This is a genomic window from Photobacterium sp., from assembly GCF_057456235.1.
Genome location: NZ_JBVCPH010000010.1, coordinates 143,295 through 158,338, shown reverse-complemented (window position 1 = coordinate 158,338; position 15,044 = coordinate 143,295). Strand labels below are relative to the sequence as shown.

Here is a 15,044-nt window from a genome sequence, read left to right as displayed (position 1 = left end):
CTGGTGCTGACTCTGATGCATGAACTTTTGTTTATAAGGAAGCGGTTGGTGTTGTTTCATATGATTCTTGCTGTTGCCAACAAGGGGAGCAAACTAATGAGGCTTGTTTGAAAGTTTCCTTCAATGTTCGATTCATTAGACTGAGTGAATGTAAGGTTATGTCACTTTATGCTTCATTTTTATGCCAACTTATGATGCAAAGAATCCCCTAAATGACTGATTTATAGTCGTGCGTTATGTCGACTTATGGTTCAAGCAACACAACACAGACACCCCAGCGATTGCTGGGGTGTTTTTTTAGACTAACGGGCAGCAAACCAATCACGTCCTAGAACTTTGAACGATGCTCTATAGATTGTTCGAGCTTGAGTAAGGCTTTTATCTGTTCTCGCAATCTCATATGTGCAGGGTTGTTTATTTGACGTTTGTGATAGACCAACTTGTAGGGGATCTCATAAATCTCAATTGGACAAGATAGGACCTGTAGCCCGAGGATTTCGCTCCACTTCTGAGCAAAGGATTTCGAAATAACCGCCAAGCAGTCGCGCCGTGCGACGTGCATTGCCATACTCGCGATAGATGAAGTGACAATATCAACTTTGCGCTCGTGAGACGCCTCTTTAGTTAACTGTTCAAAGCCAGTTGCTTGTTGCCATTTACCCGAGAATAGGCAGTGCTTTTCTTGATAGAACTGCACTGTACTGATTGAGCCCGCAATTCTCGGGTGGTTTTTGCGACAGATCACTACAGCCGGTTCGCTATAGGCCTCTTCGACAACAAAAGCGGGCTCCTTAGCAATGATGGTATCAATGACCAAATCGACACTTTGTTGACGTAGTTCATCAAACAACAAATATTTATCAGGTGGAGATTCTTTAAGTATTACGCCTTCGATTGCACTTATTTTGTGCAACAGCGCTTCAGAGCAATAGATTTCAAAGGCTTTTTCTTTCACTACCGCATTGTCGATAATACTGAGTGCTTGCTGGAACTGCGGAATCAACTGATACGCGGTAGAGGTCAGCGCAATTCCTCGTCCTTTCTTTACAAATAGCTGTTTATTCACCACTTGTTCCAGACGTTTCACTGAGGCACTGACCGCGGGCTGAGTGAGCCCCAGATGCTCTGCTGCTTTGGTGTAAGACTGGAATTCTGCGATTACGAGAAAAGTCTGAATTAGGTTTAAGTCCATCACAGTACTCATAAATTAAATTGATACATTAGTAAACTGTCACTATCTTTATTCTGGTTTCTTCGTAGTTTATCTTAGCTGATGAGGGAGCTTAAGGTTAACTTCCTATAATTTCAGTGAAATAACGGAGATGGTATGAAAAATGCGACCAAAGGGAAAGGCAAAAAGCTGGTGCTTAACGTCTGTACGCTCGCGTTAGGTGCGGCTTCTGCTACCGCATACGCGGCGGACAAACCCAATATCTTGGTGATATTTGGTGACGATGTGGGTTATTGGAACCTTAGTACGTATAACCAAGGTATGATGGCTTACAACACTCCAAACATCGACACTATTGCCCAAGAGGGCGCGAAGTTTACAAACTTCTACGCACAGCAAAGCTCTACCGCTGGCCGCTCTGCATTTATCACTGGCCAAATGCCTAAGCGTACTGGTTTATCTAAAGTGGGTTTACCTGGTGCGGCTGAAGGTATCTCGAAACAAGATCCAACGATCGCCACCATGCTAAAACAGCTGGGTTACGCGACAGGTCAATTTGGTAAAAACCACCTAGGTGACCGAGACGAACATCTTCCAACTAACCACGGTTTCGACGAATTTTTCGGTAACCTTTACCACCTGAATGCGGAAGAAGAGCCAGAGAACGTGGATTACCCTACTGATCCTGAGTTTAAGAAGAAGTTTGGTCCACGCGGTGTTATCCACTCATACGCGGACGGAAAAACCGAAGATACTGGCCCTCTAACTCGTAAGCGTATGGAAAACGTTGACGGCGAATTCCTAGATGCAGCAGAAAGCTTCATTGAAAAACAAGTAAAAGCAGATAAACCGTTTTTTACTTGGTTCAACACCACTCGCATGCACAACTTCACTCACGTACCAGGAGAGTACAAGGGCAAAACAGGTGCTGGTTTTTACGCTGATGGTGTAAAACAGCACGATGACCAAATTGGTCACCTACTAAACAAGATCAAAGAGCTGGGTGTTGATGACAAAACTATCATCGTTTACACCACAGATAACGGTCCGATGATCAACTTGTGGCCAGATGCAGGTATGACGCCATTCCGCTCTGAGAAAAACACTGGTTGGGAAGGGGCTTTCCGTGTACCTATGTTGATCAAGTGGCCTGGTAAGATTGAAGCGGGTAAAACGTTTAACGGTATCATGTCTCTAGAAGACTTCTTCCCAACGTTAGTTGCAGCAGCAGGTAACGATAAAGTGACTGATGAGTTGCTTAAGGGTAAGAAAGTTGGTGATATGAACTACAAAGTTCATCTAGATGGTTACAACCAATTGCCTTATATTACTGGTAAATCAGACAAATCTGCACGTAACGAGTTTGTTTATTGGAGTGACGACGGTGATTTACTTGCACTACGTCAAGGCAAATATAAGTTCCATTTCTTGATTCAAGAAAATGAGACTGGCTTAGAGATTTGGCAAAAACCATTCACCAAGCTTCGTGTTCCGAAGATCTTTGACCTAAGTATCGATCCATTTGAACGCGGTGATACTGGTATGGGATACGATACTTGGATGTACGAGCGCTCATTCTTAATGATGCCAGCGATGGAAAAAGTGAAAGAGGTGATGGGGACGTTTAAAGAATACCCACCTCGTATGGAACCGGGCACATTTGTTCCTAAGTAACGAATAATTAAAGTGGCGCTCCTAGGGGCGCCACAATTCAAAGAGAGAGATGCATGAGCAAAACTTCCCCACGTCATTCTACGGCTATGCCAATCGTCCCAATGAAAACTGCGTTTAAATCCGCGCAAGGAAATGAACGTCGCTTTCATGTGATGGCCAAACCCGGCGGTGCAAAATGTAACATTGACTGCCAATATTGCTTTTACCTGCATAAAGAAAATCTGCTTCATCAACCAAAACAACCGAAAATGGATGATGAAACCTTAGAAGCCTTTATTAAGAGCTATATTGAGAGTCAAGACGGCGAACAAATCGTATTTTCTTGGCAGGGCGGGGAGCCAACACTGCTCGGGTTAGACTACTTCCAAAAAGTGGTTGAGCTACAGAAGAAATACCAACCAACAGGCACGCGCATCGAAAATGACTTGCAGACCAACGGTATTTTACTCAATGACGAATGGTGCGAGTTCTTGCATGCGAATAACTTCTTAGTGGGATTATCGGTTGATGGTCCGCAAGAGCTACACGACAAATACCGCAAAACCCGTAGCGGTAAGCCTACTTTCCATTTGGTAATGAAAGCGGTTGAAAAGCTGCAGCAACACCAAGTGCGATTCAACGCTCTGGTGACGGTAAACCGCCACAACGTGAAGCATCCATTGGAGATCTACCGATTCCTCACCCGCAAGCTTGGCGTCACTTATATCCAGCTAGCGCCTGTGGTCGAGCCAAATGATTTCCACACGACCGCGCCACAGTTCTGGAATGAGCAGATGATCCCAGAGCTGGGCAGTGAGTTAGCCAAACCGGGACATCCAATGTCAGTCGTCACCGATTGGTCGGTCGACCCTGATGACTGGGGTGAATTCCTTAGCACAATGTTTGTGGAATGGGTCAACAACGACTTAGGCCGAGTGCTGGTCAATCTATTCGAAACTGCTGTCGCTCAAGTGATGGGAAAACCTTCTCAGCTTTGTATTACCGCAGAATTCTGTGGTAAAGGCTTAGCGATTGAACATAACGGTGACGTGTACAGCTGTGACCACTATGTGTATCCCGAATATAAGTTGTCGAACATTCACGACCATACGCTGAATGAGATGGCGTTCTCCACTCGTCAGTTTACTTTTGGTATGGCAAAGCGTGACTCACTACCAGAATACTGCAAGCAGTGTCCCTACCTAAAATACTGCTGGGGCGAATGCCCGAAAAACCGTTTAATCAAGACCCCGGACGGTGAACAAGGGCTTAACTACCTTTGTTCAGGTATCCGTCGATACTTCGATGACACCTTGCCTATGCTGGTGGGTTTATCGCAGATCTTACAGCAACAAAATTCTAAGTAAGGGGTTGGGATGAATAACGCACAACAAGCGATCAAGCAATTGATCGAACAAACAGAACAAAGTGTAATTGGTCAAAGTCATGTGGTTCGTGCTTTGGTTATTGGTTTGCTGACTAACGGACACGTGCTGCTTGAGGGTTTGCCGGGAACAGCGAAAACGCGCTCGGTAAAATCACTGGCTAATTTGCTTAATACTAGCTTCGGACGTATCCAGTTTACTCCTGACTTATTACCGTCAGACGTCACTGGCACCGAGGTGTATCAAGAAGTGGCGGGTAAGCCACAACTGCATTTCCAACCGGGACCGATTTTTAACAGTATTGTTCTTGCCGATGAAGTAAACCGTGCGCCCGCTAAAGTGCAGGCTGCCTTGCTTGAAGCGATGGCAGAAGGGACGATTACCGTGGGTGACAAAACGCACCAGCTACCCGATCTATTTATGGTACTAGCGACGCAAAACCCGATTGAGCAGGAAGGAACCTATCCGTTACCTGAAGCGCAGATGGACCGCTTTATCATGAAGGTGACTGTCGATTATCCAGAAGACGAGGCAGAGCGAGATATTATCCGCTTGGTTCGTAGTGAAGAGCTTGGTGCAAAAGCCTCACAAACGGCGAACCCTGTAGAGCATATTTCTCCCGAGCTGATCCTTGAAGCGCGCCAAGAGTTGCCGCATATCGCGGTCTCTGAGCTGGTCGAAGACTACATCGTTGCTTTGGTGATGGCAACCCGCAAACCGCAACGTTACCCAGATTCTCAACTCGACAAGTGGATTGAAGTCGGTTCAAGTCCGCGTGCGTCTATTGCGCTTGATAAATGTGCTCGTGCTTATGCGTGGCTACAAGGTCGCGACCATGTCCTACCTGATGACGTTCGCGCCATGGTGCCTGCCGTCATGGGACATCGTTTTTCACTGAGCTACGACGCGTTGGCAGACGGCGTTGACCATCAACGCGTCATTGAAGAGCTGTTAGATTACGTCGAAATCGGCTAAGCGCGGAGGTAGAAATGGTCAAGCCGACTCATGCTCCTCAGTCCCGAGGACTCGATCCGCGTTTATATTGTGATTACGCCCGTTTAGTTCGCCTGCAAGCTCAGGCTAAATCATTCAGTCTTTTGCCACATCTCAAAGCCGGCAGTGTTCTATCTGGACGTCATAACTCTCTATTTCGTGGTCGTGGCTTGAACTTTGAAGAGTTACGTCATTACCAACTCGGCGATGATATTCGTAACCTCGATTGGAAAGTGACGATGCGTACCGGAAAACCGCACGTGAGAAGTTACACCGAAGAGAAAGACCGCAACGTCATTATTTGTGTCGACCAGCGCAGTGCGATGTTTTTCTCTTCGATTGAAGTGATGAAATCGGTGGTCGCGGCAGAAATCGCTGCAATGTGTGGATGGCGAGTATTGAAAGACGGTGACCGTGTCGGGTTCGTGATTGCCGCGCATCAACGCGTTTTTCATAGCAAAGCACAGCGCTCGCAAAATGAATTCTTAGCCCAGTTAAAACGCCTCGCTCAGTCGAACCAAGCCTTGAATGTTGACGCGCACAACAGTGAACACGTCAGCTTTTCGCGTTGGCTTGAGCAAGTGAAAAGAATGAAGCTCAAACAGTCGACGATTATCTTCATCAGTGATTGGCATGATTGCGAGGAAAGTCATCTCGACCATCTGAAACAACTGCAGCAACACAACGATGTGCTGGCGGTGATGGTCAGTGACCCATTTGAAAAAGCGTTACCAGAAGACCTCGCCAGCCTGAAGTGGGTGGTGGGTGACGGGCGCTATCAACTTAACTTAGACAGCAAAGCCAAAGTCGAAACCGCCAGCGAGCATCTGGCCGAACGAATGGCGCAGCAAAGACAGTCTCTGGCTCAGCTTATGTCGATCAAAAAGCTACCCCATATCGAGCTTGATACTTCCGGTGAGCACATTGCTCAGTTTCAACAGTTGGTGGGAGGTCGATAATGGCGACTATCCATACCCCGCCAAGCACCTATATTTTACGGGATTTACACGATGTGACGGTGCCAGAAAGTGTCAGTTGGTGGCCGCAAACTATCGGTTGGAAGCTGCTCGCTTTAGTTGCATTGCTCGTACTCGCGTATTTGACCTATAAGGCGCTTCGTCATTGGTGGAGCAATCGCTACCGAAGTGAAGCATTAACTGTGCTCAACGAACTCAATCCGCAAGATGATTATACTGGGAAAAGGCTGTTTTCTGTTTTGAAAATCGTACTGGTTTATCTCGACAGCGGTAACGCTTGTCTGTTCGATATGGCCTTCTTAGATAAGCTCAATGAACTCAGCCCAGAACACCCCGCTTTTAATGATCAAACCGCAAAGCAGTGGCAGCAAAGTTTGGTCAATCCGAGCATTGAACTCAACCCAGAGCAAAATGCTGAACTGATCAAACGAGCGAAAGTCTGGCTTGAACAACATAGCCTAAGCAATAAGACTCAGGAGGGCAGAGTATGAATCCGTTGCTCTCACTGAACAGTCTAGAGTTCGCCCACCCGTTATGGTTTTTGCTTTTACCAGTGCCGCTGCTTATCTCATATCTCGTACCAGCTTATCGCACCAAACAAATGGCGATCAAAGTACCTTTCTTTCAATTGCTGGTGGATGCGATAGGTGAAACGCCGTCTGAAGGCGCGAGCCAACTTGCGCCCAAATGGTGGCAGCGAGCCACTCTGATTATATCTTGGGTGTGCGTAGTCACGGCATTGGCGCAGCCGAACGTACTGGGTAAATCACAAGTGCGCGAGCAGCTCGGGCGTGACGTAATGGTCGTGGTGGATTTGTCCGGCTCAATGGCAGAAGTCGATTTCAACTCAAAATCGGGCAGCAAAATGTCTCGTCTTGATGCAGCGAAAGAGGTCCTTGCTGAGTTTGTGACCACAAGAAAAGGCGACCGATTAGGTTTGATCTTGTTTGGCGATGCTGCATTTGTACAAACCCCGTTTACCGCAGACCAACAAGTCTGGTTAGAGTTACTCGACCAAACGGAGGTTGCAATGGCAGGGCAAAGTACCCACCTTGGTGATGCAATTGGTTTGGCGATCAAAGTATTTGAGCAGAGTACGCAATCCAATCCTCAGCAAAACAAGCCAAAAGAGAAAGTCGTGATTGTGCTGACCGATGGAAATGATACTGGCAGCTTTGTCGAACCGATTGACGCGGCAAAAGTTGCCAAAGCGAAAGGCGTGCGCGTACATGTTATCGCGATGGGAGATCCGCAAACTGTGGGTGAATCCGCACTGGATATGGAGACGATCGAACGTATTGCCCGTGAATCAGGTGGTAAAGCGTTTCAAGCGCTCAACCGAGATGAGTTAGCGCTCGCTTATCAAGAGATTGGTGATCTTGAACCTCAACTCTACGAAAGTACCACTTATCGACCAAAACAAACTCTGCATCATTATTTGTTGGCGATCGTAGTCGTGATGCATCTGTTGGCGTTCAGTTTAGCAACGCTGCAACGAAGACGATTAGCGAACTCAACTTCAAACACTCAACAAGGAGAAAAGCATGTTTGATTCTCTGACTGTTGAGCAGTTCTTCAGCCAATTTCACTTCCTAAGACCTTGGTGGTTACTGGCGTTTGTGCCGATGGTATTGTTGCTTTGGCTACGCTTATTGGAAGATTCCAGACCAAGCTGGAAAGATGTGTTACCCGAACACCTACGCAGCGCGCTGACCATCGGCGAAAAAGGCTGGCGAAAACAGTTGCCGCTTAAGTTACTGCTGGTCAACGTGACGTTGGCGATTGTCATCTGCGCCGGACCAACTTGGCAGCGAGAAGCGTCACCATTTGGGGAAGATAAAGCGTCGATGCTGGTGGTACTAGACAACAGTGATTCGATGCTACAAAAAGATTTGCCGCCAAGTCGTTTAGAGCGCTCCAAGCAAAAGGTGCGAGATTTGCTCTCAGCGCGAGAAGGCGGTCGAACTGGCTTGGTGGTCTACGCTGGCAGCGCACATGTCGCAATGCCAGTGACGCAAGACGCAAAAGTGTTTGACCCTTTCCTCGCGGCTATTTCACCAGAAATCATGCCTGTTGACGGGAAAGACTCATCACAAGCCTTATCACTTATCGATCAACAGTTAAATAACGAGCTAGGCTCAAGCGTGTTATTGGTCAGCGATGGTGTGACGCCCAATACTATCGATAGCTTTGAAGACTTCTTTTCAGACAAACCATATCAGTTGTTGATTCTTGCTGCAGGAAATCCTGAGCGAGTTAGCGATAATCCGATGGATTTAGACTCATTGCGCGCGTTGGCTCGTGCAACAGGCGGGCAATTGGTTGAAGTGAGCATCGACGGTAGTGATATCAAAACGCTGAATCGCCTAGTGGAGCGCAACATGCAGCTCAACGGCGAATCGTCGATGCCTTGGAAGGACATGGGCTACGTGCTGCTTTATCCTATTGCGCTGATCATGATGTTGTGGTTCCGCAAAGGTTGGCTGGTGCAGTGGTGTTTGCTTGCGATGGTTTCTGGTTCTTTATTATTGCCCAAAACGGCAATGGCGCAGCCAGTGCAAAGTAAAGCCGAGCAAGTCGAAGTGGTCCAAAAAGTCACATTGTGGGATAAGCTCGCGCAAAGTTGGTGGGACTTGTGGTTAACGCCGGATCAGCAAGGCCAGCACCTAATAAACAACAAACAGTACCTTGAAGCGGCCAAGCATTTTAAAGACCCACTACGTAAAGGCACCGCTTATTACTACGCGGGCGAATATAAGCTGGCGCATAGCGCGTTTTTAGAACTAAGGCACGCCGCGACACAAGACGAATGCGATTTAGGTTTGTATAACGCCGCCAGCGCACTGGCTAGACAGCGAGAGTACGTTGCTGCCAGAGATTTACTGCAAATACTGGCCGCGCAAACCACATTAAGTGAAAAGTTACGACTAGACGTTGAACACAACCTAGCAGTCATCACCGCTTTGGTGGACGAGATTAACCAGATGAGTGAAAGCCAAGGGAAATCAGCAGAAGGGCAACAAGAGATATCCGTAGAGCTCGGCGAGGATCAACCAAGGACTGGCGACGGCTTCCAAGAACAAACCTCTGAAGAACTGATGATCAAAGAGTCGATAAGTGCTGAAGAGTTGCTGAATGACCAAGCGGTGGCGGATAAATGGCTAAAACGTGTTGAAGCTGATCCGAAGTATTTCTTACGCGCCAAATTCCAAATCCAGTTACAAAATCCGGTCGATGTATCTAACAGTGCCAATGAGTTAGGTGAGGAGTAACTATTTTGATTCAAAACCATAACTCGTCACCTCAAGCTAACATACTCATCACTATTTGGTTGTTGGTACTGGCCTTGTTTACGCCATTCAGTGGCTTTGCGGCAGAACTGGATATTAACCAATTGCAGCGTAACCATGATGTTGAAATCACAGCTTGGATCGGCACGCAAGGCGATAGCCGCATACCGCAAGTGAGTGTTAACCAGCAAGTGATTTTGAATATTGAAGTCGCGACGTCCCGTTGGTTTACAGGTGGCACACGCATCGGTGCAATTGATGTGGCTAACTTGATTGCCAAGCAGCGTAACCAGTTGGCCACTAACTTTTCAGACCGAAAGGGTGAGCAAACTTGGTCGCGCCAGCGCTGGGAAGTGACGCTTTACCCACAAGCTTCGGGGAGCTTTGTGATTCCACCAGTACCGGTTTGGGTAAAAGTTTCTGTGCCCGATGGTTCAAATGTTGCGGGCACTTTATATACGCCACCACTGCGATTTGAGGCCGCTCTGCCAACTGGGATGGTCAGCGATCAAACTCCATGGTTTGTCGCTTCAAATGTTGAAATAGAACAGCAATGGCAGACGTCTCACGAGCAATTGAAAGTCGGTGATGCGATTACACGAACGGTAACGGTGAGTGCGCAAGATAGCCTGTCGGTGCTCTTGCCAAATCTGCTGTCAGATCTGTCTACACAGCAATACCACACCTATCCGCAGCCACATCAATTGTCTGATACACAAACACGTGGCGATTATCAGTCGACTCGAACCGAACAGAGTGTTTATGTGATTCAACAAGGCGGAGACATCACTTTACCGGATATCGAATTTCATTGGTGGAACAGCAAAAGCAACCAGCTTGAGACCGTTGTGGTGCAAGGGCAAAGTTTTCACGCGAAACACACGCTCGCATCATTCCTCAAAGCCTATTCATCGTGGTTAATTGCCGCCTGTATCTTGCTTACGTTACTGGTCTCAGCGATAATTGCCATTAAGCGTTACTACCGAAAACGGCCTGTTCCTGCCTGGCTAACATTCCGTCGTCTTGTTAGAGCCAAGCGTTGGGGCGCGGTACGTACGTTGTTATATCGACAAGCGCGTACGCATACTTCACAATTAGAAATGGCCAAAGTGGATAACAGTGAACAGTGGCAACAAATAAGCGCACGTATTCAAGCCGGGGAACAAAATAGCCGATTAATCAAGCAGGGCTGGCGAAAGGTTCGAACAACAAAGCTACCTGTGTGGCGAATGAAGTTACCGAGAGCGTTAAAACGTCTAGATACTTGAGTTTCAATGAGCACTAGCCTAAAAACGGAAAGGTTTTTTCTAGAATTCGGTGAACCTTGTCGGGACTTAACGAGGGCAGTAAGTACAGTCCGACGCTTTGGCAGGAACTGGACTTGATCCGTTTTATCGGACAATCGCAGGCCAGAACTCTAATCCATGTTACCTTACTTTTCCTAATAGGTGAGCTTGCCCCAGAGCTCAATGACCTAACACGTTTATGTCCGTGCGACCTGAAGTCGTATGAAGCGCTGTTCACCGCGATAAGAGTGAACCATCTGTATCACCAGATGACCCTAGGGTTCTGAATAAAGCAGCGAACCCGACAATGTAACGAAGTTCAGCAGTTCGCTGAGCGGGAATGGAATCGTGAGAGGACGTTCCTCCTGATAACCACAAATCGGGTAAGTGCTAGGGTGTCGGTATGATGAACGTAAGTGAATCCATACAAGGTGCGTTATACGTGGATCAGCGGAAGTGGTTAATACGCTGTGGCCAAAAGGCACGAGAGTAGGAAAGAGATTGGACAGTACTCTTTCGTGATCAATACGCTCTCCGCACTTATATGGGGCATCTAACCCGACGTTGCGTGACATATGGAACAGGGTAAGCCTGTACTTCTCCCTATGGGAAAGCTATCTGCGAAGATAGCCGATAGTGGTGCAGGTAAAGGAGGCTAGAAAAAGCGAAAGCCGTGTTGTAATGATGCGGATACAGGTTGTTATCTGGCGCGAAAGCGAGCTGACTTCTAGCTGGTCTCCCGTTGCAAGATGATTTGAAGAACTTTATTCAAGGAGGAATGCAAATGGTAGCTTCAATTGAAGTTAGTGCCCCTCCTATCGATGCTCAATGGAAAGCCATTAACTGGACAGCCATGGAGCAGCTCGTATTAAAGCTTCAAATGCGCATTGCAAAAGCAACCCGCGGATAAACGAATGCTGAAACAGTGGCTAGGATGTGGCTTTATCGATAAAGGAATGTTTTACAATACAGCAGAGGGGACGCCACAAGGTGGCATCATCTCCCCGACGCTTATGTTACTGACGTTAGCTGGTTTGGAAAAACTAGTTAAGTCGATAGCGCGTAAAACGGGTGATAGAGTGAACTTCATTGGATACGCAGATGATTTCGTAATAACAGGGTCTTCACAGGAAGTCTTAGTTAACGAAATTAAACCGCAGCTCATTGGCTTTTTAAAAGAAAGGGGCTTAACGCTTTCTGAAGAGAAAACGCATGTCACCCACATTGATGACGGTTTTGATTTTCTAGGGTTCAACCTCAGAAAATACAAAGGCAAACTGCTTATAAAACCAAGCAAGATCAACGTTCTTTCATTTTTGAGTAACTTACGCGAACTCATCAAAAAGCACGCAACTATTCCAGTTAACGATCTGATTAAGATACTGAATCCGAAGCTGAGAGGATGGGCGAACTATTATCGTCATTGTGTTGCAAAGCGAACTTTCGATTATGTAAGTCATCAACTTTTCTGGTTGTTGTGGCGATGGGCAGTTAGACGTCATCCAGCGAAAAGCAAAGACTGGGTACGTCGAAAATATTATATGAACCGCACAGGTGGATGGCAATTTCACGGCTGGCAGAAAATCGCCAATATGGACTGCCATTTTAATCTGGTTCAGATAGCCCAAACCCCAATTAAAAGGCATGTAAAAATCATGAGTAAGGCAACGCCTTACGATCCCTTTTATGAACCTTACCTCAAAGAGCGTAAGCCAAAAAAACAGGGACGAAATTCGTGGTTTGATCCCGTCTTAGCTGCATTGTGATTGCTGGGTAACATAACACGCCTTAGCGGAGGCTTGAGCCGTATGCAGTGAAAGTTGCACGTACGGTTCTTAGGAGGACGGCACTTGGTAACAAGTGTCGTCTATCCGACAACTTCGTGCCAGCCTCACCATCTGGCACGATTTTGCTCCATTATCACTTAGAGTTATTGCTTATTCGTATCCTGTTCATCTTGATTTGCAATACCAGTACCACAACTTTCAGCTGTCTGCTCATAGCCACCTCTGCCAGGGGCCAGGAATATTAGACCAGGAAACACGAAGCCACTGTCAGCAATTATAGGACAAAGGGATCAGACTCCGATGCCTTTGTCACTTTGTCAGCCCCTTGGTCGATTAACTGTCAGCGGCAACCTTTTGCTTGATGCTGCCTTTAACCGGGCGGGCAAGCAATGTTCGTCTGATCAGAGCAATTGAAAAACGCTCATTGCTATTCCAAGGCAACAGTGAAACAAGGCGTGCCATGGCGCAGTATCCAAAGAGTACTTGAGCCCAAGTGCCTATTGCCGGGATCCAATATATCCAACCAAGCCCCTCGAACTGTGCCAACAACAGCAGCGACAAGTACCAGAATCGAACCTGTATCGGAAATGCGGTAACACTTCGTTTGCTGATGACAAAGTGGAGCAGATGAACGACGGTCAGGCCTATAGCAAACACAAACCCCATCGGGTCGGCGACGACTCCGTAACTAAGCAGTACAGCCGTTATCAGCCAGTATCTCCAGCCAGTATCATTTAGCTCTATCATGAACATCTGTCACTTCTCCATTTACTCTCTGTTAAATTAGGCTTTTATTATATAGGCAGATGCTACATTAGCTTTACCTTGTTAACAATGGTTGATGTCACTTTTATCTGAATGGCTGTTTTTAAAAGGATAAAGGGGGCAGGTGCCAGGCATCATTGAATCGTAATCATCATTTTTGCATTTTTTCATTGAATTTCACTAAGGCCGCAATGCTCAGTGTTCCCGTTAGTAAGCGTCTTTATGCGTATCACAAAGCGGGGGACTGTGCAGTTTGAGATACCATTCTTTATCCGAAACGCCCAAGTTAGAGCTTAAGATCTAACGCAGTTCTGTCCACTTCCAAGTTAGCTGCTATGGCTAGCTCGGTTCTGCCCCAAACTGAGTTAACGTATTTATTCAGTAACAGATGGTAATCCTGAAATTACCATACTTTTTCTCATGATGATTGCAGCTAATAACTGGCACTCGGATGACTCCCAGTCACGGGTAGAGAGTTCTATTAGTCGATGATTGTTTTCGTCATAAAAAGAGGGGATGGGGCCATGGCATCGTTAATATAACCGATAAAACTGTGGTGGCGTCAGTCCAGAGGCGTTTGAAGCAGCCTCAAAATGAGGCTGATATTGACGCACTTCTTCTCTAGATAAACTTTGTGCTTTAGCTCGCGTTCAGCGGCGGTACGCGCAGCGGACGTCCACTGCAGCCAGAACCTCAATCTCATACGCGGCGCAGGCGGTACCAATGCTCGTCTGGGCGCAGCACCCATTCCAGGGGTGGAGGCAGTTTGAAAAAGGATGGTTCCACGTCGGTGATTTGCCAGCCAGTAAAGGCGGCCTCGATTTCCACCCGGCTCACCCCCCGGATCAACGGACGAATGCGCCGCGGCCAACACAGCAAGATTACAGTGGCGTCCTCGGTTGCCAGTGCGTCCACACTGCGGGCCATTGCTTGCTGCTGCTCGGTATCGAAGTCATGGAAGGTGCCAGTATCCAAGATGAGCCGGAAATCGGATCCCACTTCACCCTCTGTAAGCCGGGTGACATCTCCCTGTACCAAATTCATTTGCACTCCGGTCACTTTTATCTGAATAGCCGTTTTTAAAAAGGATAAAGGACTCAGGTGCCAGGCAGCATTGAATCACTAGTAAGTGACAAGCAAACCAAGGATTTAATGCTCAGTTTTCCCGTTAGTAATCGTCTTTATGCGTATCACAAAGCCAGTTGCAAGTGGGGGGGACTGCGCAGTTTGAGATACCATTCTTTATCCGAAACACCCGAGTTAGAGCTTAAGTTCTAACGCAGTTCTGTCTATATGTGTTTCAGCGTTGAATTAGGTCCGGCCCAAAGCTTTCTGTGACGGCTTCAGCAAGTCCATATTCATGTGGTAATTTTACAATGTTGAATTTTTAGAGTGGTTTTAATTTGCTGGCTTCTCCTGCAATCCTATGCGAACTTATGCTGAAAATTGATTTGTAACTGTTTGAATATTGGTTTTAGTTATGCAGACTTATAGTGCAAGCATCAATGAGCAAGAAGTCGCGGATGAAATAGCGGAGCTACTGGCAGAAGGTAACGATGCCGCAGTCTTTGAACACGAAATCGCACTACAAAGTTACACTGGTTGCGGTATTGATGCAGAGTCAGATCAAGCGTAATCATTAAACTGAAACATGTTCATCATACGTAGATGATGTTCAATTTATTTAAGGCGTTAGTAGACTCGAGTTTACTAACGCCTTTTTCATTTACGCGGTCT

The 15,044-nt window shown here is 46.9% G+C and carries 13 protein-coding genes and 1 pseudogene; 12 read left to right on the top strand and 2 right to left on the bottom strand.

The window, feature by feature from the left end:
- Positions 1 to 328: 328 nt before the first annotated feature.
- On the bottom strand, positions 329 to 1,204 hold the full coding sequence (locus AC2204_RS13175; RefSeq protein ID WP_318926091.1) for a LysR family transcriptional regulator: 876 nt from the start codon (positions 1,202 to 1,204) through the stop codon (positions 329 to 331).
- A gap of 123 nt (positions 1,205 to 1,327) precedes the next feature.
- Between AC2204_RS13175 and AC2204_RS13170 the strand changes: the two genes are divergently transcribed.
- The 10 genes and pseudogenes from AC2204_RS13170 to AC2204_RS13125 form a co-directional block, all read left to right on the top strand.
- Entirely contained in the window at positions 1,328 to 2,845 is a 1,518-nt protein-coding gene (locus AC2204_RS13170; RefSeq protein WP_318926089.1) for an arylsulfatase, read from the top strand.
- 53 nt (positions 2,846 to 2,898) lie between these two features.
- The gene (locus AC2204_RS13165; protein WP_318926088.1) at positions 2,899 to 4,191 is read left to right on the top strand and encodes an anaerobic sulfatase maturase; all 1,293 of its coding nucleotides are present in this window, start codon (positions 2,899 to 2,901) and stop codon (positions 4,189 to 4,191) included.
- 9 nt (positions 4,192 to 4,200) lie between these two features.
- Positions 4,201 to 5,184 carry an AAA family ATPase gene (locus tag AC2204_RS13160; RefSeq protein ID WP_318926087.1) on the top strand — a complete coding sequence of 328 codons (984 nt, stop codon included), beginning with the start codon at positions 4,201 to 4,203 and terminating at the stop codon, positions 5,182 to 5,184.
- Positions 5,185 to 5,198: 14 nt separating this feature from the next.
- A complete protein-coding gene (locus tag AC2204_RS13155; RefSeq protein WP_318926086.1) occupies positions 5,199 to 6,161 on the top strand; it encodes a DUF58 domain-containing protein in 963 nt (320 codons plus the stop codon).
- Entirely contained in the window at positions 6,161 to 6,670 is a 510-nt protein-coding gene (locus tag AC2204_RS13150) for a DUF4381 domain-containing protein (protein ID WP_318926085.1), read from the top strand. Before AC2204_RS13155 ends, AC2204_RS13150 begins: the two co-directional genes overlap by 1 nt.
- Positions 6,667 to 7,731 (top strand): vWA domain-containing protein, encoded by a 1,065-nt coding sequence (locus AC2204_RS13145; protein WP_318926082.1) that lies wholly within the window; start codon positions 6,667 to 6,669, stop codon positions 7,729 to 7,731. The genes AC2204_RS13150 and AC2204_RS13145 overlap by 4 nt, the downstream gene beginning before the upstream one ends.
- Positions 7,724 to 9,451, top strand: coding sequence for a vWA domain-containing protein (locus tag AC2204_RS13140; protein ID WP_318926080.1), 1,728 nt, complete (start codon positions 7,724 to 7,726; stop codon positions 9,449 to 9,451). Before AC2204_RS13145 ends, AC2204_RS13140 begins: the two co-directional genes overlap by 8 nt.
- A 5-nt stretch (positions 9,452 to 9,456) precedes the next feature.
- The gene (locus AC2204_RS13135; protein WP_318926077.1) at positions 9,457 to 10,737 is read left to right on the top strand and encodes a BatD family protein; all 1,281 of its coding nucleotides are present in this window, start codon (positions 9,457 to 9,459) and stop codon (positions 10,735 to 10,737) included.
- An 802-nt stretch (positions 10,738 to 11,539) separates the two neighbouring features.
- Positions 11,540 to 11,665: a hypothetical protein gene (locus AC2204_RS13130; RefSeq protein WP_413466699.1), complete on the top strand. Its 126-nt coding sequence runs from the start codon at positions 11,540 to 11,542 to the stop codon at positions 11,663 to 11,665.
- Positions 11,661 to 12,521: pseudogene (locus tag AC2204_RS13125) on the top strand (group II intron maturase-specific domain-containing protein); the annotation flags it as partial. The gene AC2204_RS13130 and the pseudogene AC2204_RS13125, both read left to right, overlap by 5 nt.
- A 354-nt stretch (positions 12,522 to 12,875) precedes the next feature.
- On the opposite strand, the gene AC2204_RS13120 reads toward AC2204_RS13125, so the two are convergent.
- Complete coding sequence (locus AC2204_RS13120; RefSeq protein ID WP_318926075.1) at positions 12,876 to 13,295, bottom strand: hypothetical protein; 420 nt, start codon at positions 13,293 to 13,295, stop codon at positions 12,876 to 12,878.
- A gap of 735 nt (positions 13,296 to 14,030) precedes the next feature.
- Between AC2204_RS13120 and AC2204_RS13115 the strand changes: the two genes are divergently transcribed.
- Both AC2204_RS13115 and AC2204_RS13110 read left to right on the top strand, forming a co-directional pair.
- Positions 14,031 to 14,390: a hypothetical protein gene (locus tag AC2204_RS13115; protein WP_318926073.1), complete on the top strand. Its 360-nt coding sequence runs from the start codon at positions 14,031 to 14,033 to the stop codon at positions 14,388 to 14,390.
- A gap of 397 nt (positions 14,391 to 14,787) precedes the next feature.
- The gene (locus AC2204_RS13110; RefSeq protein WP_318926098.1) at positions 14,788 to 14,943 is read left to right on the top strand and encodes a hypothetical protein; all 156 of its coding nucleotides are present in this window, start codon (positions 14,788 to 14,790) and stop codon (positions 14,941 to 14,943) included.
- Positions 14,944 to 15,044: the final 101 nt, after the last annotated feature.

Coding starts and splice junctions, on each gene's coding strand:
- AC2204_RS13150 (WP_318926085.1), top strand. CDS start 6,161: ATGGCGACTATCCATACCCCGCCAAGCACCTATATTTTACGGGATTTA.
- AC2204_RS13110 (WP_318926098.1), top strand. CDS start 14,788: ATGCAGACTTATAGTGCAAGCATCAATGAGCAAGAAGTCGCGGATGAA.
- AC2204_RS13115 (WP_318926073.1), top strand. CDS start 14,031: ATGCTCGTCTGGGCGCAGCACCCATTCCAGGGGTGGAGGCAGTTTGAA.
- AC2204_RS13155 (WP_318926086.1), top strand. CDS start 5,199: ATGGTCAAGCCGACTCATGCTCCTCAGTCCCGAGGACTCGATCCGCGT.
- AC2204_RS13120 (WP_318926075.1), bottom strand. CDS start 13,295: ATGTTCATGATAGAGCTAAATGATACTGGCTGGAGATACTGGCTGATA.
- AC2204_RS13175 (WP_318926091.1), bottom strand. CDS start 1,204: ATGAGTACTGTGATGGACTTAAACCTAATTCAGACTTTTCTCGTAATC.
- AC2204_RS13130 (WP_413466699.1), top strand. CDS start 11,540: ATGGTAGCTTCAATTGAAGTTAGTGCCCCTCCTATCGATGCTCAATGG.
- AC2204_RS13140 (WP_318926080.1), top strand. CDS start 7,724: ATGTTTGATTCTCTGACTGTTGAGCAGTTCTTCAGCCAATTTCACTTC.
- AC2204_RS13145 (WP_318926082.1), top strand. CDS start 6,667: ATGAATCCGTTGCTCTCACTGAACAGTCTAGAGTTCGCCCACCCGTTA.
- AC2204_RS13160 (WP_318926087.1), top strand. CDS start 4,201: ATGAATAACGCACAACAAGCGATCAAGCAATTGATCGAACAAACAGAA.
- AC2204_RS13170 (WP_318926089.1), top strand. CDS start 1,328: ATGAAAAATGCGACCAAAGGGAAAGGCAAAAAGCTGGTGCTTAACGTC.
- AC2204_RS13165 (WP_318926088.1), top strand. CDS start 2,899: ATGAGCAAAACTTCCCCACGTCATTCTACGGCTATGCCAATCGTCCCA.